Origin of the sequence: Streptomyces sp. NPDC085900, assembly GCF_044540925.1 — a bacterium.
Classification (GTDB): domain Bacteria; phylum Actinomycetota; class Actinomycetes; order Streptomycetales; family Streptomycetaceae; genus Streptomyces; species Streptomyces gilvifuscus.
Genome location: NZ_JBITSP010000019.1, coordinates 44,078 through 67,323 on the forward strand (window position 1 = coordinate 44,078; position 23,246 = coordinate 67,323).

Below are 23,246 nucleotides of genomic sequence, written 5' to 3' on the forward strand. Positions count from 1 at the left end.
ATACCTTGGTACGGACCGGAGTTCGGGGTTCCCGGTTACGCGCTCTTTGTCCGCTTGGCCGGCTGGGCCGGCACCCGCTCCCGGGCGTGCACCTTGCCCATCCGCCGCCCCAGCAGCAGCCAGCCGATCAGGGCGCCGGTGGTGTTGAGGATGACGTCGTCGATGTCGAAGGCGCGCCCGTTGACCAGTGCCCCCTGGGCGAACTCCACGAGCAGCATCACAACGGCGGTCAGCAGCAGGACGCGCAGCAACCGACGTGCCCGTGGCGCGACGACCGGCACGAGCACGCCGAACGGGATGCCGAGCAGAATGTTGCCGCCGATCTGCTTCACGGTGTCGCGAAGCGCCGGCTGCTCCATGTAGGCCCGGATCGAGCGGCCCGGATGCAGGTTGGTGTGCACCAGCGAGGCGGACGCCGGGGAGGGCTCCAGCGTCAGCTTGGCCAGTACGACGGCGAAGGCGACCATGGCCGCGAACGCGACCAGCATGGCCAGCAGCCGGATCGGCAGGGGCAGGACGTGCCGCTCGCGCGGCTCCGGGCGGGGTGCGGGGCGCGCCTTCGCCTTCCTCGCGTTCCGCGCGCTCTTCTCCGGCTTCCCGGTCTTCCCCGTCTTCCCGGTCTTCGCGGTGCGCAGGCGTAGGGCGGACAGCGGGCGCACTGCTGCACGGGCCATCAGGTGGTCCTCCAGTCTTCAACTTGCTTGGGTCTCAAGGCGTTTACCCCCTCGATGCCCGACGATGCCGCCGCATCCGCGGTCCGGGCGGGCCGCCCGCCCGGTTTTCCTTCCCGCTGCGGGGGCACTCCGGGCGGGGAGCCGAGCGCGCCGCCACACACGGGGCCCGTCGTGATGCTTGGATGCCGCGCAAGGACAGACCGGACATCTCGCCGGCACGGTGTGCGAGCGGAGCCCGAGGAGGTGGCGCATGACCCCGCGGACGGCACTCCTGGCCCTGGCCGAACTGCTCGCCTGGTGGGCCGCGCTCGCCCTGCTGTGGCTGGTCCTCATCAGCACGGTGGACACCCTCGAACTCGCCGTCGGCGCGGGCTGCGCCGGCGTGGGCGCCCTCGCCGCGCGGGCCGCCCGGCGGGCGGTGACCGGATCGTGAACGGCTGGATGACGGCCGCGACCGTCGGGCTCGGCGGCGGCCTCGGGGCGGCCCTGTGGGGGGTGACCACCGGGCCGCTGCGGCGCCGGGTCGTGGCCCAGAACCTGTCCACCGCCCTCGCCTGTCCCGGCCTGCTCCTCCTCTCCCAGGCCTACGGCCGCCCCTCCTACGTCGACCTCGGCCTCGTTCTCGCCCTGCTCGGCCCCGTCGGCACCCTCGTCTTCGCCCGGCTGCTCGCCGACGAACTCGCCGAGGACCCCCCACGTGCCTGGGGAGCGACATGGACGGTGGCCGGCCTGGGCGCGGCCGCGGTCATCGCGCTGTGCGTGGCCACCGGGCCCGGCCGGGCCATGGTCAAACTGCTGGTGATCGGGGCGCTGCTGATCAGCGGGAACATCGTCGCCTCGCGTGCGCTGTCCGGCGGGTTCCGGGGGGTGCGCGGTGGCTGACGCGATGATCGTCGTCGCACTGCTGCTCGTCGCGGCGGCCGCGACGGCGGCGGTGACGACTCGTGATCCCGTGCGCCAGGCCCTCGTCCTGGCCGTCCTCGGCGTCGTGCTCGCCGTGCTGTTCACCGTGCTCCAGGCGCCCGACGTCGCCCTGTCCCAGCTGGCCGTCGGCTCCGCCCTGACCCCCCTGCTGCTGATGCTCACCGTCCGCAAGGTCAGGCGGCGCGGCCGGGGCAAGGAGGAGGACGGCCGATGACCCGGCGCGGCCGACTGTGGGTGCTGCTGGCCGGCGCAGCGGGCCTCGCCGCCCTGCTCGTCGCCGCCTGCCTGAGACTCCCCGACTTCGGCGGGGACCACCACCCCTACGGCGACCGGGCCGTGCGCGCCTCGCTCGCCCGGCGCACCGCCAACACCATCTCCTCGGTCAACTTCGACCAGCGCGCCTTCGACACCCTCGGCGAGATGACCATCCTGTTCGCCGCCGTCATCGGCTGCGTCGTGCTGCTGCGTCAGACCCGCGACGAACACCGTGCCCGCCCCCGACCCGCCGAAGTGGCCCGGCCGGTACGCCGCTACGCCCTCGTCGTCCTGCCCGTCGCCCTGCTCAGCGGGCTGTACGTGATCGCCCACGGCCAGCTCAGCCCGGGCGGCGGCTTCCAGGGCGGCGTCGTCGCCGCGACCGCCCTGCACCTGCTCTACCTGGGCGCCGACTACCGGGCCCTGGAACGGGTCCGGCCGATCGGCGTCTTCGAGGTCGGCGACGCGCTGGCCTCCTCCGCCTACCTCGTCACCGGCCTCGCCGGACTCGTCGCAGGCACCGCCTTCCTGGCCAACACTCTGCTGCCGTACGGCACCTTCAACACCCTGTCCTCCGGCGGCACCGTCCCCCTGCTCAACGCGGCCATCGGCATGGAGGTCGCCTGCGCCGTCGTCATCCTGCTCGCCCGCTTCCTGGACCAGGCCGTCGAGATCGAGGAGGACGACGGGACGTGAACGCCGTGATGGACGTACTGCCCTACCTGGTGGCCGCGTGGGTGTTTCTGGTCGGCTGTTACGGCCTGGCCACCAGCCGCAACCTCATCCACGCCGTCGGCTGCCTGTCCGTCTGCCAGGCCGGCACCTACGTCCTGCTGCTGGCGGTGGGCTACCGGGACAAGGCCACCGCACCCGTCTTCTCCGACATCGAACCCGGCTCCCGGCCGGTCGTCGACCCCGTCGTCCAGGCACTCACTCTCACCGACGTCGTGGTCGGCGCCACCGTCACCGCCCTGCTGCTCGCTCTCGTCGTGCAGGTCGCCAAGCGCCACGACACCGTCGACCCCGACGAGCTCTCCGAGCTGCGCGGCTGATGAACGACCTGCTCCCACTCCTCGTCGCCGATCCCCTCCTCGGTGCCGCTCTCCTGGTCGCCGTGGGGCGCCGGTTGCCCCGGGCCGTCGCCGAGTCCGTGGCCTGCGCCGTTTGCGCCGGAACGGCCGGACTCGCGCTGGTGCTGCTCCTGGACTCCTCGCCGCCCATGACCGAATGGGTCGGCGGTTGGCAGCCGGTGAACGGCGAGAGCGTCGGCATCGTCCTCGTCGGGGACGGGCCGGGCCTCGGGATGGCCGCGCTGGCCTCGCTGCTGACCCTGGCGGCGATGGTGTACTCCTGGCACTACTTCGACGAACCGCCCCGCCGCCACGCGGGCTCCTTCCCCGCCCTGTTGCTGCTCTTCCAGGGCGGCATGTGCGGCTTCGCGATCGCCGGCGACCTGTTCGACATGTTCGTCTGGTTCGAGCTGATGAGTGTCGTCGCCTACGCCCTGACCGGCACCCGCGTCGAGGAGGCCAGGGCCGTGCAGGGGGCCCTCACCTTCGGCGTCGTCACCTCGCTCGGCGCGTACGCCATGCTGATGGGCATCGGGCTGCTGTACGCCCGCACCGGCGAACTGGCCCTCACCCAGATCGGGCGCGGCCTGGACAGCGCCGCCGTCCACGGGGGTCCCGACGCACTCACCCTCGCCGGTTTCGTCCTCGTCCTGACCGGCCTGCTGGTCAAGGCCGCCGCAGCACCCTTCCACTTCTGGCTGCCCGACGCGCACGCCGTCGCGCCGACGCCCGTGTGCATGCTGCTGTCCGGCGTCATGGTCGAGCTCGGCACGTACGGCGTCTGGCGCGTGTACGGCACCGTCTTCTCCGGCCCCGGCGGCGTCCCGGCGGCCGACGCGGAACGGGTACTGCTGGTGCTCGGAACCTTGACGGCGCTGATCGGCGCCCTGATGTGCTGGTTCCAGCGGCACATCAAACGGCAGCTGGCCTTCTCGACGGTCGCCCACACCGGGCTGTTCCTGATCGGCCTCGGCGTGCTGACGCCGGAGGGCGACGACGGGGTCGCGCTGTACATCCTCGGCCACGCCGGGGTGAAGGCCGCCCTGTTCGCCTGCACCGGCGTCCTCCTCGACCGGTTCGGCAGCGTCGACGAGTACGCCCTGCACGGCCGCGCCCGGCGGCTTCGCGGTGTCGCCGTGCTCTACGGCCTGGGCGGCCTCGCCCTCGCCGGCCTGCCGCCCTTCGGAACGGGCCTCGGCAAGTCCGTCACCGAGGAGGCCGTGGGCGGCCCGCTCACCGTGCTGTACGTGCTGGTGAGCGCGGTGACCGGCGCGGTGGTGCTGCGCGTCACCGCGCGGGTCTTCCTCGGCCTCGGACCCCGGCCCGAGGAGGACACCGAGTACGAGACGACCGGCTCCGGCGAGCAGCCCGAGACCCGGAGCCGGCTCGGCCGCGTCCCCGACACGATGACGTCGGTTCCCGCCGTGCTGCTCGCCACCTCCCTCGCCGTCGGCGTGGCCCCCGGCTTCGCCGGAGTGGTCGCGCACGCCGTCAACGAGGCCGGCGCCGGCGGAGCCGTGGTCTCGGCTCCGCACTGGACACCGGCCGGAGTGTTCCTCGCACTCGCCTCGGCCGCGCTGGCCACAGGCCTCGCGGCCCTCGCCGTGGCCCGGCCGAAGCTGCTCGCCGGTGCCTACCGCGCCTCGCGGCTGCGGCGCCTGCAGTCCGGGCACCTCGGTGACTACGTGGCCTGGATGCTGGTCGGCACCGCCCTGCTCGGCGCGCTGGCCCTGCCCGGGGTGCTGGGCGGCTGATCAGCTCGTGTACGAGACGCGCACCTCCTTGAAGCCGAGCGAGTGCAGCAGCCCTTCGAGCATGTCGGTGGTGTTGCTCTCGGCGCGCTTGGTCAGTCCGCTGTCCTTGGCGGCGTCGCCGATGTGCTTGACCGCGGCCTTCTGCACGGCCTGCTCGCTGTTGGGGTTGTCCGAGAAGAGGTCGCCCAGCCGGTCCAGGAGACCGCGCTGCTTGGAGACCGCGTAGGAGCGGTCCGGGTCGAGGGCCGGCTTGCCCAGGGCCGCGTGCGGCAGCCGGAGGGTGGCGGACGTGCGGTCGCCGTTGACCTTCACGTCGTCCTCGCCGACCTTGCCCAGGTCCACATAGGCGTCCACGGTGCCGGCGCCCACGTAGAGGACGCGGGTGCCGCGGATGGCGTCGGGCAGGTACTTGGTGTCCTTCTCCAGGTCGACCACGACCTGGAAGTTGCCGGAGGCGGCGTCGTAACGGCTCATGTCCTGGATGGACTGGAGCAGTGTGGGGCCCGTGCGGTCGTGGGTCTCGGTTCCGAACAGGTCCTTGAGGCCCGGCAGCACGGCCAGCCGGATACCGGCGAAGAACACCACGAGCACCAGCACGACGGCGCTCACCGCCTTCGCCCAGCCGGGCATGCGCCTGGACACGCGCCTGATGGGAGTCGTCATGGCGACGGCCCTCCTTTCCACTGTCACGGATGCCCGCCAAATCCCCCGCCAGACCGTCTCGTTGGCCGATCGTCACCCTTGGTCGAGGCAGTCGGGGCGCATTAGCGTGAGACAACTGTCCGAACCGGCAGGCCTGGAGCCCCGGATGACCACAGACAGCACCTCCCGCCCCTTGTGCCCCATGCACCGCATCGACCTCCCCGAAGCCGGGCCGCCCCGACCCGCCGCCCTCGCCACCGGAACCCCGGTGTGGCTCGTCACCCGGTACGCCGACGTGCGTCAGGTGCTGATGGACCCGCGCTTCGACAGAAGGTCGCTGTACGCCGAGGACGCGCCGCCGCTGCTCGTCGTACCGAACCTGCTGGACGACCCCAATGGTCTGCTCAACATGGACGGGGAGGCGCACCGGAGGCTGCGCGGCACCGTTCAGCGGGCGTTCACGCCCCGGGCGATCGCCCGCTGGCGGCCCTGGGTGGCCTCGACCGTCGACACGCTCCTCGACGACTTCGCCGCGCGGCGGCCGCCCGCCGACATCATCGAGGGCTTCACCCGCCCGCTGCCCGTGTCGGTGATCTGCCGGCTGATGGGCCTGGACCACCTGGACCGCGAACGCATCCGTCACTGGGCCGACCACGCCCTGTCCGGCGGTGCCCACACCCGTGAGGAGGTCTCCGCCGCGCTGGCCGAGTTCACGGCCTTCGGCGCCGACCTGATCGCCGAGCGCCGCAAGTCTCCCGGGGACGACCTGGTCAGCGGTCTGGTGGCGGCGGGCGACAGCCTCGACATCGACGAGCGGCAGCTGGTGCGCCTGGTGTGCGGGCTGGTGGTGGCCGGGCACGAGACGACCATGACGGCACTCGCCAACCTCGTCGTCTACCTGCTCACCGACGCCCGGGACGTCTGGCCCGGGCTCGCCGCCGACGAGGAGACGGCGGCGGGCGCGGCGGAACAGCTGCTGCGCGCCGTCCCGCTCAGCGAGGGCCGCGTGCTGCCGGGACTGATCCGCCGCGCCGTCGAGGACGTCGAGGTCGGCGGCGTGGCCATCCCGGCGGGCGCGGTGGTCGCCGTGCAGACCAACTCCGCCGTCCGCGACCCCGACGTGTTCCCGCCCGGCCCGCCGGACCCCTTCACGCCGCTGACCTCACCGACCCTGATCTTCGGCGCCGGTCCCCACCACTGCCTGGGCGCCTGGCTCGCCCGGCTGGAACTCGGCCTCGCCCTGCACCGGCTGGCCTCCCGACTCCCGGGCCTGCGGGCCGAGTTCACGCCCCGGTCGATCGAGTGGCGGGAGGGCCAGTTGACGCGCAGCCCGCGGAGACTGCCGGTGTCGTGGTGAACGCCCCTCCCGCTACGGGCGCAGTTCGCGGTCGCCCGACGGCCGCGACCACCACACCCCCTCGCCGTGGGTGAGTCCCGGCAGCCGCAGCTCGACCTCGCGCACCCGGCGGGCCGGCACCTCACCGGTGATCACCCAGGAGCTGCTCCCGCCCGACGTGCCGGTGAACTCGGCGCCGCACTGGGCGAGTTGAGCGGTGACCGGCGCAAGGGCGTCGAGCGGGACCTCCGTCTCGAAGGCGTGGTAGGGCTCGTACAGCCTGGTCCCGGCGCTCTCCAGGGCGCGGCGCAGCACGACCGGCGTGAGGGTGCGGAAGTCGCCGGCCGTGCTCATGACCGAGCTGAAGCCGGACCGGATCAGCGTGACCCGGTAGTCCGTCACCGGCGCGCCGGACAGCCCGTCGAGCATGCCCGTGTGCACGGAGTCCTCGACGGCCTGGTGGAAGGCCCGGGGCAGGGCGCCGAGTTCCGTGTCGTACGCGAACACGCCGCCGCTGCCCCGCGGTCCCGGCTCCACGCGCAGCCCGACCGTGGCCCACAGCCGGCTGCCGAGGTGCCACGGCATCTCGGCGGCCGCCTCGCCCACGTCCCGCGGCCGCTCCAGGAAGCGGACGCGGCCCGGTTCGAGGTCGGCCTCGATGCCGAAGTCCTGCGCGAGCGTGGCCGCGAGCACCTCCATCTGGACCTCGCCGTACAGCAGTAGCGCGGTGGCCCCGGAGGCCGCGGGCCGGGCGTGCAGCAGCGGGTCCTGGTCGGCGAGGGCCAGGAGGGCCGCGCGCAGGGGTGCCGCCTGCTCGGGGCGCCGGGCGCGCGCCACGGTCTGCAGCGTCGGCGGGGCGAACCGCTGTGCGCCCTCGGACGGGGGATCGCCGAGCCGGTCGCCGACGCGGATGCCGGTGACGCCGGTGAGCGCCGCGATGTTCCCCGCGGTGAGCGGGCCATCCCGGCCGATCACGGCCAGGCCGTTCGCCCGTCCAAAGACCTCGGTGGTGTGCCCGTCGGCCTCGCGCCGCCGGAAGGTCAACCGCTGACGCGGTGTCACCTCACCGTCGTACAGCCGCAGATAGGCCGTCCGCTCGCCGCCGGGCCCCGGCCGTACGGCGAAGACCGTGCCGCGAGGTGTGCCGCCCCGCGCCGGGGCGGGCGGGACCAGTCGGACCAGGCCGTCGACGAGTTCGGCGACGCCCTGTCCGCCGAGGGCCGAGCCGAAGAAGACGGGGTGGAAGGAACCGTCGGCGGTGCGCGCGGCGAGCGCCCGGCGCAGGTCGTCCGGCGTCGGCTCGGGGCCGTCCACCAGCGCGGTGAGCACGTCCGCGTCGACCTCGGCGAGCGCCTCGGCGAGCAGGCCGTCCCCGGCCGGGCGCGGCGCCACCCGGGCGCCGGGGGTGCCGAGGCCCGAGACGTCTGTGAGCGCGGCGGCGTACGGCGTCAGCCTGCGGCGGATGTCGGCGAGCAGGTCCGTGGAGCGGGCGCCCGCCCGGTCGATCTTGTTGACGAAGACCAGGGTGGGCAGCCGCAGCCGCCGCAGGGTTCGCATCAGCACCCGGGTCTGCGCCTGCACGCCCTCCACGGCCGACAGCAGCAGCACGGCGCCGTCGAGGACCTCCAGGGCACGCTCGACCTCGGCGATGAAGTCGGAGTGGCCGGGGGTGTCGATGAGGTTGATCTGGGTGCCGCCGACGGTGAGGGCGGCGACGGCCGAGCGGATGGTGATGCCGCGCTGCCGCTCGATCAGGCCGTCGTCGGTGCGGGTGTCGCCGGCGTCGACGCTGCCGAGCCGGTCGATCGCTCCGTGGTCGAACAGCAGCCGCTCGGTGAGGCTGGTCTTACCTGCGTCGACGTGGGCGAGAATGCCGATGTTCAGGGTGTGCATGCGGGGTGGTGTCCTCGAAGACCGTGGGCCGGTGGGGGCGCTGGGTGGTTTCGAGGAGTCGGCGCATGCGAGGGGTCCTGACGTGAGGGGTGTCGGGCGGTCACATCATGACGTGCGGGTCGGCATGCGCCGCAACCGGATTTTCCCGCGTCAGTAGCATGAAGGCCCGTACGTGATCATGCGAGGAGCGGATCGTGCGAGACATCTCCGTGTTCAGCGGCAGCGCCCACCCCGATCTGGCCGCCGAGGTCTGTGCCCATCTCGGTGTGCCGCTCAGCCCGACCCGGGTCAGCCGGTTCGCCAACGACTGCCTCGAGGTCCAGCTGCAGGCCAACTGCCGGGAACGGGACGTCTTCCTGATCCAGCCGCTGGTGAAGCCGGTCCAGGAGAACCTGGTGGAGCTGCTGCTGATGTGCGACGCGGCGCGCGGGGCCTCGGCCGCCCGGATCACCGTGGTCATGCCGCACTACTCCTACGCCCGCTCCGACAAGAAGGACGCGCCCCGCATCTCGCTCGGCGGCCGGCTCGTCGCCGACCTGATGGTCGCGGCGGGCGCGAGCCGTGTCCTGACCATGACCCTGCACTCTCCGCAGGTCCACGGCTTCTTCTCGGTCCCGGTCGACCACCTGCACGCCCGGCGTGAGCTGGCCGCCCACTTCCGGCGGTACGACCTGTCCCGCACCACCGTCGTCTCACCGGACCTCGGCAACGCCAAGGAGGCGGCCGCGTTCGCGCGGATGATCGGCGCGCAGGTGGCCGCCGGCGCCAAGCAGCGCTACGCCGACGACCGGGTCTCCATCAGCTCGGTCATCGGCGAGGTCGCCGGCCGGGACGTCATCGTGCTCGACGACGAGATCGCCAAGGGCAGCACGGTCCTCGAACTCCTCGACCGGCTGCGGGAGATGGAGCCCCGCTCGATCCGGGTGGCCTGCACGCACGGCCTGTTCGCGGCCGGTGCGCTCAAACGCATCGGCGAACAGCCCGACGTACTGGAGATCGTGTGCACGAACACCGTGCCGGTCCCGGAGGAGGAGCGCACCGAGAAGCTGCGGATCCTCACCGTCGCCCCGGCGCTCGCCGAAGCCGTACGCCGCATTCACAACGGGGAGTCCGTCAGCGCCCTGTTCGACGCGCCCCGGAACGAATAGACATGAGGTAGTGGAGCAACGCTCGGCATCACCAGGGATGCTCAGGAGGGGTTGCAGTGGCGAAGGCGAAGTTCGAGCGGACCAAGCCGCACGTGAACATCGGGACCATCGGTCACATCGACCACGGGAAGACCACGCTCACGGCGGCGATCACCAAGGTGTTGCACGACAGGTTTCCCGACCTGAACCCGTTCACGCCGTTCGACCAGATCGACAAGGCGCCCGAGGAGCGGCAGCGCGGCATCACGATCTCGATCGCCCATGTGGAGTACCAGACCGAGCGCCGGCACTACGCGCACGTCGACTGCCCCGGACACGCCGACTACATCAAGAACATGATCACCGGCGCGGCCCAGATGGACGGCGCGATCCTGGTCGTCGCCGCCACGGACGGGCCGATGCCGCAGACCAAGGAGCATGTGCTGCTGGCCCGGCAGGTGGGTGTGCCGTACATCGTCGTCGCCCTGAACAAGACCGACATGGTGGACGACGAGGAGATCCTGGAACTCGTGGAGCTGGAGGTCCGCGAATTGCTGACCGACTACGAGTTCCCCGGGGACGAGGTGCCCGTCGTCAGGGTCTCCGCGCTCAGGGCCCTCGACGGCGACCCGCGGTGGACCCAGTCCGTGATCGACCTGCTCGACGCCGTCGACGAGGCGGTCCCGGAGCCGCAGCGGGACGTGGACAAGCCGTTCCTCATGCCGATCGAGGACGTCTTCACCATCACCGGCCGCGGCACCGTCGTCACCGGCCGGATCGAACGCGGCACGCTGCACGTCAACAGCGAGGTCGAGATCATCGGCATCCACGACACCAAGACGAAGACCACCGTCACCGGCATCGAGATGTTCCGCAAGCTGCTCGACGAGGGCCGGGCCGGGGAGAACGTCGGACTGCTGCTGCGCGGCGTCAAGCGGGAGGACGTGGAGCGCGGGCAGGTCGTCATCAAGCCCGGGACGGTCACCCCGCACACGGAGTTCGAGGGGCAGGCGTACATCCTGTCCAAGGACGAGGGCGGCCGGCACACCCCGTTCTTCGAGAACTACCGGCCCCAGTTCTACTTCCGCACGACCGACGTCACCGGCGTGGTGACGCTGCCCAAGGGCACCGAGATGGTCATGCCGGGCGACAACACCGGCATGCACGTCCAGCTGATCCAGCCCATCGCGATGGAGGAGGGCCTGAAGTTCGCCATCCGTGAGGGCGGCCGCACGGTCGGCGCCGGCCAGGTCACCAAGATCCTCAAGTAGGGAGCCCGGCGGCGCTCACACCGACCCGGACGTGGCCTCGGGCTGCCCCAGGGCCGCGTCCAGGGTCGCATGCGGGGGCAGCAGTTTCGACAGCCCCGTGACCCGCAGGATGCGCAGCGTCAGAGGATGCGTGCACACCAGCCGCAGCTCTCCGTCGTGGTCGAGGGTGCGGGTGCGGGCCCGGTACAGCAGGCGCAGCCCCGAGCAGTCGAAGAAGTCGACGGGCCGCAGATCGATGACCAGCCGGACGTCCGGGCGCGCCGTCAGCCGGTCCAGGTACGGACCGATCTCGACGGCCGCCGCGATGTCGATCTCGCCGCGGAACTCCAGCACCGTGTGTCCGCGATCCTGTCGGACCCGCAGATGCCGCGTCAGCGGCGCCGGTTGCTGCTCCACGACGACATCGCCTCCACCTGCTCCGACGCTGCGGGCTTGCAGGTCACCGGGGGCCGGGGTGACAACGTTCTGTGAGCCTACGAGCGTCGGCCCGTCCCCTGGGTCCCCAGTGAGCGCAAAAGCGTTCCCCGCCCTGCAAGTTACCCTCGATGGAGTGAATTTGAGCATGTTCGATTGACATATGTCTTCGAATTGCGGTGAACGCTTACGACAACGCGTGCCAGGCCTTGGACAGGGCCTGGCGGAACTGCTCGGTCTGGTGGGCCGTGAGATCGCGGACCATGCGCTCCTCCAGCTCCCGCACCGGCTCCGCGTGCTGTTCGAGCAGCTGCCGGCCGGCGTCGGTGAGCAGGATCAGCAGCTCCCTGCGATTGCGCGGATTGCGCTCCCGGCGCACCAGCCCGCGGTTCTCCAGGGACCGTACGAGGTCGGCGATGGACTGCGCGGTGACGAACGAGTCGCGGGCGAGCTGGGCGGCCGACAGCCCGTCGTGCCGCTCCAGGACGGTGAGCGCGGTGTACTGCAGCGCCGTGATGCCCGCCGGCCTGACCAGCTCGTCCAGGTGCGAGCGCACCACGAGCTCCACCTGCTTGACCATGTAGAGCAGGGACGGCGATGTCTTCGTAGCCTGGGAGTCGAGCATGGGTTCAGCCTAGAGCATTGACAGGAAACCTGTCCGTAATGAAACTGCGAACCAACAGGATTCCTGTTTGTTGAAATCTTGGCGAAGAGGCTGAGGAGTGGCGATGACCACCTTCGAGATCGAACCCGGACGGCTGTTCGTCGGGGGCCAGTGGCGCGATGCCGCCGACGGAGCGCGCACCGAGGTGGTCGACCCGTCCCGGGGCGCGGTCGTCACCACCGTCGCGGAGGCGGGCGCCGCCGACGTGGACGCGGCGGTCCGGGCCGCCCGGGAGGCCTTCGACAACGGCGCCTGGTCCGGGCTGAGCGGACGCGAGCGCGGCCGCGTCCTGCACCGCGTGGCCGAGCTGATCCGGGAGAACGCCGACGACATCGCCCGCCTGGAGAGCCTGGACGTCGGCAAGCCCATCTCGCTCTGCCACGCCGTGGACGTGACCAACGCCGCCAACGACTACGAGCACTTCGCCGCCCTCGCCCACTCTCTGGACGGCGCGGTCCGCGACACCCCCATGAACGCCCTGGCGTACACCAAGCGCGAACCGCTCGGCGTGGTCGCCGCGATCACACCGTTCAACTTCCCGCTGATCCTGGCCGGTTCGAAGATCGGCCCAGCGCTGGCGGCCGGCAACACGGTGGTCCACAAGCCCGCCGACGAGACCCCGCTCAGCGCCCTGTACATGGCCCGCCTCTTCCAGAAGGCCGGCGTCCCCGACGGCGTGGTCAACGTCGTCACCGGCACCGGACCGGTGGCGGGCGAGGCCCTGCTGCGCCACCGCGGGATCGACAAGGTCGCCTTCACCGGCTCCACCGCGGTCGGCCGGCATGTGGCGGGCGTGGCCGGCGAGGCCCTCAAGCCCGTCACCATGGAACTCGGCGGCAACGCCGCCCACATCGTCTTCGAGGACGCCGACCTGGAGAAGGCGGTCGGCGCGATCATCAAGGCGTTCGTCTTCAACACCGGCCAGTTCTGCATGGGCGGCCCGCGCCTGCTGGTGGCCCGCCCGGTCTACTCCACCCTGCTCGGCATCCTCGCCGAGGCCGTCCCCGGCGTACCCGTCGGCGACCCGCGCGACCCCGGGACCGTCGTCGGCCCCATGGCGGGGGAGAAGCACCTGAGGAAGGTCGAGGAGTACGTCGACCTCGCCCGCAAGGAGGGCGGCCGCATCGTGGCCGGCGGTGAGCGGCTCGACCTCGACGGCGGCTACTACTACAAGCCCACCGTGATCGCCGACCTTTCGAACGACTCCCGGGTCGTGCAGGAGGAGATCTTCGGTCCCGTGCTGACCGTGCAGCCCTTCGACACCGAGGACGAGGCGGTCGCGCTCGCCAACTCCACGCCGTACGGCCTGGCTTCGGGTGTCCAGACCGCCAACCTCGCCCGCGCCCACCGCATCGCCGACCGGCTCCAGGCGGGCATCGTGTGGATCAACGACTGGGCCATGCTCGACCCCGCGGTGCCCTTCGGCGGCGTCAAGGACTCCGGTTTCGGCCGCGAGTACGGACCCGAGGCACTCGCCGCCTACACCAAGGTCAAGTCCGTCGTCGTCTCGCTCGACTGATCCCGGCTGAACACGCCCGAACCACAAGGGAGTTCGTACGATGTCCATCACCACCCGCGCCGCGGTCGTCGAGTCCGGCGGGGCGCCCTTCACCCTCGCCGACGTCGAGCTCGACCGGCCCGGACCGCACGAGGCCGTGGTCCGCATGGTGGCGACCGGCCTGTGCCACACCGACCTCGGTGTGGCGAGCGGCGGCCTGCCGTTCCCGCTGCCCGGAGTGCTGGGGCACGAGGGAGCGGGTGTCGTCGAGGCCGTCGGCCCGGCGGTCACCGGTGTGGCACCCGGCGACCATGTCGTGCTGTCGTTCACCTCGTGCGGCGAGTGCCGCAACTGCAACGGCGGCCATCCCGCGTACTGCGCCACCTGGCTGCCGCTGAACCTGATCGGCGGCCGCCGCGCCGACGGCAGCAGCACCATCATCCGCGACGGGAAGCCCCTGGGTGGCCACTTCTTCGGGCAGTCCTCCTTCGCCGAACGGGCGTTGGTGGACGAGCGCAGCCTGGTCAAGGTCGACCCGGACGTGCCGCTGGAGTCGATCGCCCCGCTGGGCTGCGGTGTGCAGACCGGGGTCGGCGCCGTCTGGAACGTACTGAAGCCGGCCACCGGCGCCACGATCGTCGTGCTCGGCGCCGGCGCCGTCGGGCTGTCCGCGGTCATGGCGGCCGCTCTGACGCCCGCCACCACGATCGTCGCCGTCGACCGGGTCGCCGAACGCCTGCAGCTGGCAAGGGAGTTGGGAGCCACCCACACCGTGAACGCCGCGGAGGAGGAACTCGGCGAGGCGCTCGCCGGGATCACCGCGGGCCACGGCGCGGACGGGGTCGTGGAAACCACGGGCAACGTCGGCGTCCTGCGCCAGGGCGTCGACGCGCTCGCCGCCCGCGGCACCCTCGTCGTCGTCGGCGCCCCGCCCTTCGGCACCGAGGTCGCCCTGGACGTCAACGGGCTGCTCGGCGGCAAGCGGGTCGTCGGCCTCACCCTCGGCGACGCCGAGACCCAGTCCTTCATCCCGTCCCTGGTCCGGCTCGTGAAGGACGGCCGGCTCCCGCTGCACCGCCTGATCAGCACCTATCCGTTCGCGGACATCGACCAGGCGGTGCGGGACATGCGCGCGGGCAAGGCCGTCAAGCCCGTGCTGACGTTCTGACTCAGCCGACCGTCAGGACCAGCTTCCCCGTGGTCCGGCCGGTGTCGCCGAGCCGGTGAGCCTCGGCGGCGTCGGCCAGCGGGAAGGTGCCGGCGATCGTGGGGCGCAGCTTGCCCGCCTCCACCAGCTCCGCGATCGCCGTCATGCCGCCGTGCGAGGCGTCCACGAGCATCCGCAGCGACCGCACACCCAGCCGCTCGGCCTCCTTGTGGAAGTCGTCGGAGCCGACCGGCAGGATCGACACGACGATGCCGCCCGGACGCAGCACCCGCAACGAACGCGTCGAGGTGTCGCCGCCGATGGTGTCCAGGACGACGTCCACGTCCTTCACCGCCTCGGTGAAGTCCGTCTCCCGGTAGTCGACCGCCTCGTCGGCCCCGATCCCGCGCAGGAAGTCGTGCTTGCCCGCGCTCGCCGTGCCGATCACGTACGCGCCGCGCGCCTTGGCGATCTGCACGGCCACGTGCCCGACCCCGCCGGCCGCCGCGTGCACCAGCACCCGCTGTCCCGGCCGCACGTCCGCGTACTCCACCAGCGCCTGCCAGGCGGTCAGCGAGACCAGCGGCAGCGCGCCCGCCTGTGTGTGGTCGATCGAGGCGGGCTTGTGCGCGAACCAGCGCGCCGGGCCGGTGACGTACTCGGCGTGCGAGCCGTGACCGAACGGGTAGGACAGCATGCCGAAGACCTCGTCGCCGGGCTTGAAGCGGGCGACGCCGATGCCGACGGCCTCGACCACGCCCGAGACGTCCCAGCCCAGCACGAAGGGCGGCTCGCCGAGGAAGCCGCCGGTCGCCCGGTGCTTCCAGTCGGTCGGGTTGACGCCGGCGGCGCGCACGCGCACCAGCACCTCGTTCGTGCGCGGCTCGGGGCGCGGCAGCTCCACTTCCCTCAGTACCTCGGGACCGCCGAGGACGTCCTGGCTGATGGCTCGCATCGTCTTCACATTGCTCATGGTGAACCAGCCTGCCCGGATCCGCCGCCCCGGAAAATGGCAGGATTGCCAACCTTCGATAAGATCGTGCCATGCGTGGTGAACAGCGGGTGGAACGGGTCGTCGTACTGGCCCTGGACGGTGTGTATCCCTTCGAGCTCGGCATCCCCAGCCGGATCTTCGGCGCGGCCGACGGCCGGTACGAGGTGCTGACCTGCAGCGTCGACGGCCGACCGGTGCGCAGCTGCGCCGACTTCACCATCGGCGTCGAGCACGGCCCGGAGATCCTGGCCACGGCGGACACGGTGGTGGTCGCCTCGATGACGCCCTCGCGCATCCCCGCCGAGCTGCCCCCGGAGGTCTCCGACGCGCTCGCCCGCATCCGCCCCGACGCCCGCATCGTCTCCATCTGCACCGCCGCCTTCGTGCTCGCCGCGGCCGGCCTCCTCGACGGCCGGAAGGCCACCACGCACTGGCAGGTCACCGACGCGTTCCGGCGCCGCTACCCGCACGTCCACCTCGACCCGGACGTCCTGTTCGTCGCCGACGGCCGCATCCTCACCTCGGCCGGCGCCGCCTCCGGCGTCGACGTCTGCCTGCACATCGTCCGCACCGACCACGGCAGCGAGCTGGCCAACTCCGTGGCCCGGCGCTGCGTGGTCCCGCCCTTCAGGGACGGCGGCCAGGCCCAGTACATCGAGCAGCCCGTCCCGGAGAACGGCGCCGCCGGTACGGCCGCCACGCGCGCGTGGGCGCTGGAACGCCTCGACGAGCCCCTCACCCTGACCGACCTCGCCGCACACGCGCGGATGAGCCTGCGCACCTTCGCGCGCCGCTTCAACGACGAGGTCGGCATGAGCCCCGGCCGCTGGATCGTCCAGCAGCGCGTCGCCAGGGCCCGGCACCTGCTGGAGTCCAGCGACCTGTCCGTCGACCAGATCGCCGGCCACGTCGGCTTCGCCACGGGCGCCTCCCTGCGGCAGCACCTGCACGCCGCGATCGGCGTCTCGCCGCAGACCTACCGCCGTACGTTCCGCACGGCGGTCAGGTAGCCCGAACGTTTCGTGCCGCGTCCGCGTCGGAGGAGCGGAAGGCGGCTAGGGGAACAGGGGTGGGAATGCGCGCGGGACTGGTGGCGACGACGGTGCTGGTGGCGACGGCGATGGTGGCATGCGGTGCCGACGAGAGACCGGACCTGGTCGTCACCGGCACCCCGCCGGCCGCACCCTACGGCGGACCGCTGCACGTGCCCGTGCGGCAGGTCGACGAAGACGGCGTCCGGGCCGCCCGCGTCGAGTCGGGCGCCGCCGGCCGTGCGCTGGAGTGCGACGGCGAGATCTACGCGGGCGGAAGCAGCGGTCCCTGGAGCAAGGGCGACGGAGGCGCGACGCCGCAGGAGGGCCTCGAGGCCTACTTCGACATCGAGCAGCCCGATCTCCCGCAGTACGGCTACCGCGTCGAGCGCAAGGACGCCGACCGCGTCCTGTTCTCCTTCGACGTGGGGGGCAGGACCAAGGTGGCGGTCGTGGTCGCCAAGGACCGGAAGGGCAGGCCCGGTTGGGGTCCGGAGACCAGCGCCTCCTGCGACCCGGCGGAACTCCCGGCGAGCTTCACCGACACCCGGCCGTACGAGATCTGGACCGGCCATGGCGGCGAGCGGGTGCCGGTGACCAAGGTGACCGGGGGCGTCGGGCCGGCCCACTGCGACTGGCAGAAGGCGCACTTCCTGTCGCTGGGCGAGGGCAGGGACGGCAGGACGTACGCACGTGACCCGGACGGAGTGCTGCCCGACGGCATGCTCACCGTCCCGTACGACGGTGAGGTGCGGATGCCGGCCGACGCGCACGACACCGGATACCGGTACCACGACCGGCGGTTGTGGCTCACCGGCGACCCGTCGAGGGCCTACGTCCGCACGTCCCACGGCGTGGAGGCCTGGGCGCGGGTGAAGGACGGGTACGGCTGCAAGTGAGCGGATGTCAGCGGCTGGCGTGCAGGGCCACCAGCAACTGCCAGACCTCGTCGGCGATCCGGGCGGCGTCACCGTCCAGCAGGCCGTGCAGCCAGTCGGCCAGCACCCCGGCGAAGGTGGCGGCCACCGCCGAGGCCACCAGCGCGGCGTCCGCCGCACCCGCCCGCTCGCGCTCACGGAGGCTGTAGGCGCGCAGATCCCGGTGCAGCACCCGGCCGAGCGGGCCGCCGCCCCCCGGAGTCAGCAGCTCGCGGTACAGGCCGGCGTGCGGGGCGAGCGAGGCGAAGAACTCCGCCAGCGCGGGCGGCGCGTGCACGGGATCGGGCCTGCCCGTCCAGGAGTGCAGCGCCTCGACGGCCTCCCGTACGACGTCCGCGCACGCGTCGACCGCCAGCGCCTCCAGACCGTCGTAGTGCACGTAGAACGTGGCCCGCCCGACCCCGGCCCGCCGCACCAGAGCCGCCACACCGACCTCCGCCAGCGGCCGCTCGGCGCACTCCGCGAGCAGCGCCTCGCGCAGCCGCGCCCTGGTGCGCGCGGCCCTCGGGTCCTCGGCTGCGGCGCGGGTCACTGCGCGATCAGGACGGCCGCCAGGGCGAGGGCGCCGGGCAGGGCCTGGGCGAAGAGGATGCGGCGGTTGGCGGTGACGGCGCCGTAGACGCCGGCGACCACGACACAGGAGAGGAAGAACACCTGGGCACGGTAGCCGGTCGGGTCGGCCGCGATCAGGCCCCAGACCAGGCCGGCCGCGAGAAACCCGTTGTACAGGCCCTGGTTGGCGGCCATCGGCGCGGTCGCCCGGGCCATCTCCGGGTCGAAGCCGTGCAGTGACCTCCCGGGCTTCTTCTGCCACAGGAACATCTCCAGCACCAGGATGTAGGCGTGCAGGGCGGCCACCAGCGCGACCAGGACATCAGCGAGCGTCGCCATGGCGACCTTCCTTTCATGGACAGGTGTCCACTATAGCTGGACACCTGTCCATGAAGTGCAGGGGTCGTGCAACCGGGCGACGGGGGTGTGGTTCCTGGCGGAGAGTGATGGAACCCTCACCTCCGCGGGGTGTTCGAGGTTGATCCTTTCGGGTTCAAACCCGATAAGCTCCCGTTCGGCACTGCGAGTTGACGGATCGCGTCCGTTCACCTCGTGGTGCGCACCCATGAGTGCGGAACCCCCTTGTACACCCCCCTTGTTCGTTCGTGTTGCTACGAAGGATGCAGATGGAACTCGCCACTCCGCCGCCGGCGGCGCGGGCCCCTGTCGCCTGGTACAGCTGGTGGTTGATGCCACTGGCCTTAGGAGGCGGGACGGTTGCCGCCACGTTCATGAGCTCCGAGCGAATAGCCGCCGGCGTCGCGGGTGCGGCGGCGACCGCCGCGAGCGCCGTCTGCGTACGGCTGCTGGTCCGCACCCGGGCCCAGCTCAACCGCTCCGAGAACTCCTTCCGCACCACGCAGGCGGAGCACTCGCAGCAGTGGCAGCAGCATGTGTCGGTGCTGGAGCGGAAGTTCACCGCCGAGCGCGCCTCCCTCGAGGCTCAGCTCAACGAGCAGTCCAGCGGCTACGAGGCCCAACTCGCCGAGCAGAGCTCGACGTACGAGGCCCGGCTCGCCGAACAGACCCGCGCCTTCGAGGCGCGGCTCGCCGAGCAGATCGAGTCGTACGAGGCCCGGCTCGCGGAGCAGAACGAGGCCTGGCAGGAGCAGCTGGCCCACCAGCACGCCGCCGTCGCGCGGCTCGCCGACGAGCAGTTGCCGGAGGCGCTGAAGCAACTGCGCGCCGGTGAGGCGATCGAGGACCTGCTGCCCGTCGGCAACCAGTGCGCCAAGGTCAGCTCCGACCTGCAGGCCGAACTGCGCAAGGTGCTGCGCACCGCGCTGATCGGTGTGGAGGAGGAGTTCAACCGCTCGACCTCCGCCGAGCAGGCCGTGATCAGCATCGGCAACCGCATCCACGTGCTCACCAGCAAGCTCCGCGGCCGGCTGCACGAGATGCAGGGCGAACACGGCCGGCTGCCCGCGGTGGCCCGCGGTCTGATGGAGCTCGACCAGCAGCTCGGCCCCGCCGACTCGCTCGCGGCGAGCATCGGCGTACTGGGCGGCTCGGACCGGCCCGGACGCCAGTGGCAGGAGCCGCAGCGACTGCTGAGCGTGGTGCGCGGCGGCATCGGCCGGATCAAGGACTTCCACCGCGTCGAGGTACGGCATCTGCCCGAACTCGGCGTGGACGGCGGCCTGGTGGACCACCTCACGCTGGTCTTCGCGCACCTGCTGGACAACGCGGCCCGCTACTCGCCGCCCACCGAGCCGGTCATCGTCTCCGGCAAGGAGGTCCCCAACGGCGTCGGGATCGAGATCCAGGACTCCGGCAAGGGCCTGAGCGAGGAGAAGAAGCGGGAGGCCGAGGAGGCACTGTCCGGCACCGCGGCCGGACCCGGCATCGGCGGAATCTCCGAGGACGCCAACATCGGTCTGCGCGTCGTCGGGGCCCTCGCCCGTCGCTACGGCATCCGCGTCACCTTCGCGGACTCGCCCTGGCTCGGTACCTCGGTGGTCGTGGTGGTCCCGCACAAGTACTTCAGCCCGCTGCCCGCCGCGACCCCGGTGACCGCCCAGGCTCCGGCGTCCTCGCAGGCGCAGGCGACCGAGGCGGCCCCCGCCGCCGCGTACTCGCCCGCCCTCACGGCGACCGTCGCGGCCGCCGCCGAGACCGTGGCCGAGGCCGGTGACGGCGTGGACACCACGCCCGGCGGACTGCCCCGACGCCGCAGCAAACGGCACGAGACGGTACGGCACGAGCCGGCCGACCGCGCCGCGCGGACCGGGGAGAACGCGGTCCACGCCGTCCCGCCGGACGCCTCGTTCGCGGGCCTGGCCGCCTTCGCGACCGCCGGCCGCACGTCCGCCGAGGAGCCCACCGGGGAGTCAGCCGAGGGGGACATCACGCCTGACGGCCGTGAGTCCACCGCGCACCGCACTGAAGAGAGCGACTAGTCCACATGACGCAACAGGGAACCGACGTGAGCTGGGCGCTCCGCGATCTCGTGGAGTCCATCCCGGAGATCCGCTTCGCCCTCGTGGCCTCCAGTGACGGCAAGGCCATCACCTCCTTCGGCGCCGAGGACCCGGACGACGTGGACCGGTTCGCCGCCGTGGTGGCCGGACTGCAGGCGCTGGCCCAGCCGGTGGCCGAGCAGTTCCCCAAGTACGCGGGGCAGCTGCGGCTGGCGATGATCGAGGTCGACGGCGGCCATCTCTTCGTCGTACGCGCGGGTGTGGAGACGTATCTCGGTGTCCTCGCCCGGGAAGGCCTCGACCAGGGGCTGCTCGGACACCAGATGAGGGATCTGGCCCGCAGGATGGGTGAGCTCCTCGGCACCACTCCGCGCCTGGAGGAGCACTCTGGATGAGTGCTCCCCGCCGGCCCACGAATCCGTCCGGTCTCGAGCGCTACTACGTCCTCACCCGGGGGCGCAGCGGACCGGGCGGTTCGGCGTCGAGTCTCGACGTGGCGACCCTCATCGTCTCCGTGACCGCCCCCGTACCGGGCATGCAGCACGAGCACGAGGACATCCTCCGGCGCTGCCGCGATCCGCTGTCGGTGGCCGAACTCGGCGCCCACCTCGGATTGCCCTTCAACATTCTCGCGGTGCTGTTGGCGGATCTGCTCGAGGCAGGCCGCGTCGAAGCCCGTGACCCCATCCCGGCGCACGACGCCGGCCGCGGGCCCGACCTCGCGCTCCTTGAGGAGGTACTCAGTGGACTTGAACGGCTTTGACCACCCCGGGCGCCCGGCCGCCGGGGGCACCACCCGCTCGGTGAAGGTGATGATCGCCGGCGGCTTCGGCACCGGGAAGACCACCATGGTCCGCTCGGTCAGCGACATCAAGCCGCTGACCACCGAGGAGACGCTCACCCAGGCCAGTGCCGACGTCGACCACCTCATCGGCGTCGCCGACAAGACGGAGACCACCGTCAGCCTGGACTTCGGCAAGATCAGCCTCAACGACAGCCTGATGCTGTACCTGTTCGGCACGCCCGGACAGGAGCGGTTCTGGTTCCTGTGGAACGGCCTGTTCAAGGGCGCGCTCGGCGCGGTCGTCCTGGTCGACACCCGGCGCCTGGCCTCCAGCTTCCGGGCCATCGAGGAGATGGAGCGGCAGAACGTGCCCTTCGTCGTCGCCCTGAACGTCTTCCCCGACTCCAAGGAGTACCCGGTCGAGGAGATCCGGGACGCGCTCGACATCCCCGAGCACATCCCGGTCGTGGCCTGCGACGCCCGCGACCGGGCCTCCAGCCGTGACGTGCTCGTCGCGCTGATCCACCACCTGAAGGACCGCTCCGCCGTCGCACTGGAGTCCCGATGAACGCGCAGCCCTTAAACGATCCCGACACGCCGAGCGGGTGCCCGGTCGCGCACGGGGCCGACCTCACCCGGCTGTTCGGGCCGGAGGCGTCGACCGACCCCTACGGCATCTACGAGCGGCTGCGCAAGGAACACGGGTCCGTGGCGCCGGTGCTGCTCGAGGGCGACGTCCCCGCCTGGCTGGTCCTCGGCTACCGAGACAACCGGCGGGTGCTGGACAACCCGCGCCAGTTCAGCCGGGACGCGCGGATCTGGCGGGACTGGCGGGAGGGGCGCGTCTCCGAGACGCATCCGCTGATCCCGATGGTCGGCTGGCGGCCCGACTGCGTCTCCCAGGACGGCGAACCGCACCGCCGGCTGCGCGGCGCGGTGACCGACGGGCTGCTCGCGGCGTCCAGCCGGGGCGTGCGGCGACACGCCACGTACTTCGCGAACAAGCAGATCGACGCGTTCGCCGACGCCGGGCGCGCCGACCTGGTGGCCGACTACGCCGAGCTCCTGCCGATGCTCGTGCTCACCCGCATCCTGGGCCTTCCCGCGGCGGACGGGCTGCGCCTGATCGAGTCCTGCGCCCAGGTCTTCAAGGGCGGCGAGGACGCCCTGGAGCACAACGGCCGGATCATCCAGATCCTGTCGGAACTCACCGAGCGCAAGCGGGCCGAGCCGGGCTCCGACTTCACCACGGCTCTGCTGGAGCACCCGGCCGGACTCGACCACGACGAGGTCGTCAGCCATCTGCGCCTGGTGCTGATCGCCGCCCACACCACCACCAGCAACCTGCTGGCCCGGGTCCTGCAACTGGTCCTCACCGACACCGCCCGGCTGGCCGGTCTGGTCAGCGGGCAGCTGAACATCTCCTCCGTGGTGGAGGAGGTCATGTGGGACACCCCGCCGCTGGCCGTGCTCCCGGGCCGGTTCGCGGCGGCCGACCTGGAGCTCGGAGGCCATCACATCCAGGAGGGGGAACTGCTCGTCCTGGGCCTGGCCGCCGGCAACCTCGACCCGGAGGTACGGCCCGACGCGGCCGTCACCGTGCAGGGCAACCAGTCCCATCTGGCGTTCAGCTCCGGACCGCACGAGTGCCCGGGGCAGAACATCGGGCAGTCCATCATCGAGATCGGCGTGGACGTCCTGCTGCACCGGCTGCCGGACCTGCGGCTGGCCGTGCCGTCGGAGGAGCTCTCCTCGACCGCTTCCACCTGGGAGTCCCGGCTCGACAGCCTGCCGGTCGAGTTCTCCGTCTGACACCGACACCACCGCTGCCCGGCCGGTCCCCCCGGCCGGGCAGCGC

The 23,246-nt window shown here is 71.9% G+C and carries 26 protein-coding genes; 18 read left to right on the plus strand and 8 right to left on the minus strand.

All coding sequences use genetic code 11. The features are described 5' to 3' along the window. Positions 1 to 35: 35 nt before the first annotated feature. Positions 36 to 674, minus strand: coding sequence for a VanZ family protein (locus ACIGDI_RS40975; protein WP_399907630.1), 639 nt, complete (start codon positions 672 to 674; stop codon positions 36 to 38). Between the two features lie 250 nt (positions 675 to 924). Between ACIGDI_RS40975 and ACIGDI_RS40980 the strand changes: the two genes are divergently transcribed. From ACIGDI_RS40980 to ACIGDI_RS41005, 6 genes are read left to right on the plus strand one after another with little or no spacing between them, the layout of a single operon-like run. After that, on the plus strand, positions 925 to 1,107 hold the full coding sequence (locus ACIGDI_RS40980) for a hypothetical protein (RefSeq protein WP_399907632.1): 183 nt from the start codon (positions 925 to 927) through the stop codon (positions 1,105 to 1,107). Beyond that, positions 1,104 to 1,556, plus strand: a complete 453-nt coding sequence (locus tag ACIGDI_RS40985; RefSeq protein WP_399907634.1) for an MrpF/PhaF family protein — start codon at positions 1,104 to 1,106, stop codon at positions 1,554 to 1,556. The genes ACIGDI_RS40980 and ACIGDI_RS40985 overlap by 4 nt, the downstream gene beginning before the upstream one ends. Continuing rightward, positions 1,549 to 1,812 carry a hydrogenase subunit MbhD domain-containing protein gene (locus ACIGDI_RS40990; protein ID WP_399907635.1) on the plus strand — a complete coding sequence of 88 codons (264 nt, stop codon included), beginning with the start codon at positions 1,549 to 1,551 and terminating at the stop codon, positions 1,810 to 1,812. The genes ACIGDI_RS40985 and ACIGDI_RS40990 overlap by 8 nt, the downstream gene beginning before the upstream one ends. Then, positions 1,809 to 2,549 (plus strand): MnhB domain-containing protein, encoded by a 741-nt coding sequence (locus ACIGDI_RS40995; protein WP_399907637.1) that lies wholly within the window; start codon positions 1,809 to 1,811, stop codon positions 2,547 to 2,549. The genes ACIGDI_RS40990 and ACIGDI_RS40995 overlap by 4 nt, the downstream gene beginning before the upstream one ends. Positions 2,550 to 2,557: 8 nt before the next feature. After that, positions 2,558 to 2,905, plus strand: coding sequence for a sodium:proton antiporter (locus ACIGDI_RS41000; RefSeq protein ID WP_399907720.1), 348 nt, complete (start codon positions 2,558 to 2,560; stop codon positions 2,903 to 2,905). Beyond that, positions 2,905 to 4,677 (plus strand): complex I subunit 5 family protein, encoded by a 1,773-nt coding sequence (locus ACIGDI_RS41005; protein ID WP_399907639.1) that lies wholly within the window; start codon positions 2,905 to 2,907, stop codon positions 4,675 to 4,677. Before ACIGDI_RS41000 ends, ACIGDI_RS41005 begins: the two co-directional genes overlap by 1 nt. Here the strand turns inward: ACIGDI_RS41005 and ACIGDI_RS41010 are convergent, their stop codons facing one another. Further along, on the minus strand, positions 4,678 to 5,340 hold the full coding sequence (locus ACIGDI_RS41010; RefSeq protein WP_399907642.1) for a DUF4230 domain-containing protein: 663 nt from the start codon (positions 5,338 to 5,340) through the stop codon (positions 4,678 to 4,680). 145 nt (positions 5,341 to 5,485) lie between these two features. Here ACIGDI_RS41010 and ACIGDI_RS41015 point away from each other — a divergent pair, with 145 nt between their 5' ends. Next, complete coding sequence (locus ACIGDI_RS41015; RefSeq protein ID WP_399907644.1) at positions 5,486 to 6,676, plus strand: cytochrome P450; 1,191 nt, start codon at positions 5,486 to 5,488, stop codon at positions 6,674 to 6,676. Between the two features lie 12 nt (positions 6,677 to 6,688). On the opposite strand, the gene otr(A) is transcribed toward ACIGDI_RS41015, so the two are convergent. Continuing rightward, positions 6,689 to 8,548, minus strand: a complete 1,860-nt coding sequence (gene otr(A) / locus ACIGDI_RS41020) for a tetracycline resistance ribosomal protection protein Otr(A) (protein ID WP_399907646.1) — start codon at positions 8,546 to 8,548, stop codon at positions 6,689 to 6,691. A gap of 194 nt (positions 8,549 to 8,742) precedes the next feature. On the opposite strand from otr(A), the gene ACIGDI_RS41025 reads away from it, so the two are divergent. Then, a complete protein-coding gene (locus ACIGDI_RS41025; RefSeq protein WP_200703351.1) occupies positions 8,743 to 9,696 on the plus strand; it encodes a ribose-phosphate pyrophosphokinase in 954 nt (317 codons plus the stop codon). 56 nt (positions 9,697 to 9,752) lie between these two features. Next, entirely contained in the window at positions 9,753 to 10,946 is a 1,194-nt protein-coding gene (tuf, locus tag ACIGDI_RS41030) for an elongation factor Tu (RefSeq protein WP_399907647.1), read from the plus strand. Between the two features lie 15 nt (positions 10,947 to 10,961). Here the strand turns inward: tuf and ACIGDI_RS41035 are convergent, their stop codons facing one another. Both ACIGDI_RS41035 and ACIGDI_RS41040 read right to left on the minus strand, forming a co-directional pair. Then, a complete protein-coding gene (locus ACIGDI_RS41035) occupies positions 10,962 to 11,342 on the minus strand; it encodes an anti-sigma factor antagonist (protein WP_272174651.1) in 381 nt (126 codons plus the stop codon). 205 nt (positions 11,343 to 11,547) lie between these two features. Next, positions 11,548 to 11,985: a MarR family winged helix-turn-helix transcriptional regulator gene (locus tag ACIGDI_RS41040; protein ID WP_200703348.1), complete on the minus strand. Its 438-nt coding sequence runs from the start codon at positions 11,983 to 11,985 to the stop codon at positions 11,548 to 11,550. 103 nt (positions 11,986 to 12,088) lie between these two features. Here ACIGDI_RS41040 and ACIGDI_RS41045 point away from each other — a divergent pair, with 103 nt between their 5' ends. After that, positions 12,089 to 13,543 carry an aldehyde dehydrogenase family protein gene (locus ACIGDI_RS41045; RefSeq protein ID WP_399907650.1) on the plus strand — a complete coding sequence of 485 codons (1,455 nt, stop codon included), beginning with the start codon at positions 12,089 to 12,091 and terminating at the stop codon, positions 13,541 to 13,543. Between the two features lie 40 nt (positions 13,544 to 13,583). Beyond that, positions 13,584 to 14,690 (plus strand): NAD(P)-dependent alcohol dehydrogenase, encoded by a 1,107-nt coding sequence (locus ACIGDI_RS41050; RefSeq protein WP_399907652.1) that lies wholly within the window; start codon positions 13,584 to 13,586, stop codon positions 14,688 to 14,690. 1 nt (position 14,691) lies between these two features. On the opposite strand, the gene ACIGDI_RS41055 is transcribed toward ACIGDI_RS41050, so the two are convergent. Continuing rightward, entirely contained in the window at positions 14,692 to 15,642 is a 951-nt protein-coding gene (locus tag ACIGDI_RS41055; protein WP_399907654.1) for an NADP-dependent oxidoreductase, read from the minus strand. 71 nt (positions 15,643 to 15,713) lie between these two features. Here ACIGDI_RS41055 and ACIGDI_RS41060 point away from each other — a divergent pair, with 71 nt between their 5' ends. Together ACIGDI_RS41060 and ACIGDI_RS41065 are read left to right on the plus strand one after the other, a co-directional pair. Next, on the plus strand, positions 15,714 to 16,673 hold the full coding sequence (locus ACIGDI_RS41060; RefSeq protein WP_399907656.1) for a GlxA family transcriptional regulator: 960 nt from the start codon (positions 15,714 to 15,716) through the stop codon (positions 16,671 to 16,673). Between the two features lie 65 nt (positions 16,674 to 16,738). After that, the gene (locus ACIGDI_RS41065; protein ID WP_399907658.1) at positions 16,739 to 17,593 is read left to right on the plus strand and encodes a hypothetical protein; all 855 of its coding nucleotides are present in this window, start codon (positions 16,739 to 16,741) and stop codon (positions 17,591 to 17,593) included. A 7-nt stretch (positions 17,594 to 17,600) separates the two neighbouring features. Here the strand turns inward: ACIGDI_RS41065 and ACIGDI_RS41070 are convergent, their stop codons facing one another. Both ACIGDI_RS41070 and ACIGDI_RS41075 read right to left on the minus strand, forming a co-directional pair. Then, a complete protein-coding gene (locus ACIGDI_RS41070; RefSeq protein WP_399907659.1) occupies positions 17,601 to 18,164 on the minus strand; it encodes a TetR family transcriptional regulator in 564 nt (187 codons plus the stop codon). Continuing rightward, on the minus strand, positions 18,161 to 18,523 hold the full coding sequence (locus ACIGDI_RS41075; protein ID WP_200703341.1) for a DUF1304 domain-containing protein: 363 nt from the start codon (positions 18,521 to 18,523) through the stop codon (positions 18,161 to 18,163). Before ACIGDI_RS41075 ends, ACIGDI_RS41070 begins: the two co-directional genes overlap by 4 nt. 287 nt (positions 18,524 to 18,810) lie before the next feature. Here ACIGDI_RS41075 and ACIGDI_RS41080 point away from each other — a divergent pair, with 287 nt between their 5' ends. Genes ACIGDI_RS41080 through ACIGDI_RS41100 form a run of 5 tightly spaced genes read left to right on the plus strand, consistent with a single transcriptional unit; the run spans position 18,811 to position 23,200 of the window. Beyond that, positions 18,811 to 20,583 (plus strand): ATP-binding protein, encoded by a 1,773-nt coding sequence (locus ACIGDI_RS41080; protein WP_399907662.1) that lies wholly within the window; start codon positions 18,811 to 18,813, stop codon positions 20,581 to 20,583. Positions 20,584 to 20,588: 5 nt separating this feature from the next. After that, a complete protein-coding gene (locus ACIGDI_RS41085) occupies positions 20,589 to 20,999 on the plus strand; it encodes a roadblock/LC7 domain-containing protein (protein ID WP_030043913.1) in 411 nt (136 codons plus the stop codon). Then, positions 20,996 to 21,367: a DUF742 domain-containing protein gene (locus tag ACIGDI_RS41090; protein WP_058921397.1), complete on the plus strand. Its 372-nt coding sequence runs from the start codon at positions 20,996 to 20,998 to the stop codon at positions 21,365 to 21,367. Before ACIGDI_RS41085 ends, ACIGDI_RS41090 begins: the two co-directional genes overlap by 4 nt. Further along, positions 21,348 to 21,956, plus strand: coding sequence for an ATP/GTP-binding protein (locus ACIGDI_RS41095; protein WP_200703339.1), 609 nt, complete (start codon positions 21,348 to 21,350; stop codon positions 21,954 to 21,956). The genes ACIGDI_RS41090 and ACIGDI_RS41095 overlap by 20 nt, the downstream gene beginning before the upstream one ends. Beyond that, positions 21,953 to 23,200: a cytochrome P450 gene (locus ACIGDI_RS41100; protein ID WP_399907666.1), complete on the plus strand. Its 1,248-nt coding sequence runs from the start codon at positions 21,953 to 21,955 to the stop codon at positions 23,198 to 23,200. The genes ACIGDI_RS41095 and ACIGDI_RS41100 overlap by 4 nt, the downstream gene beginning before the upstream one ends. Positions 23,201 to 23,246 lie beyond the last annotated feature (46 nt).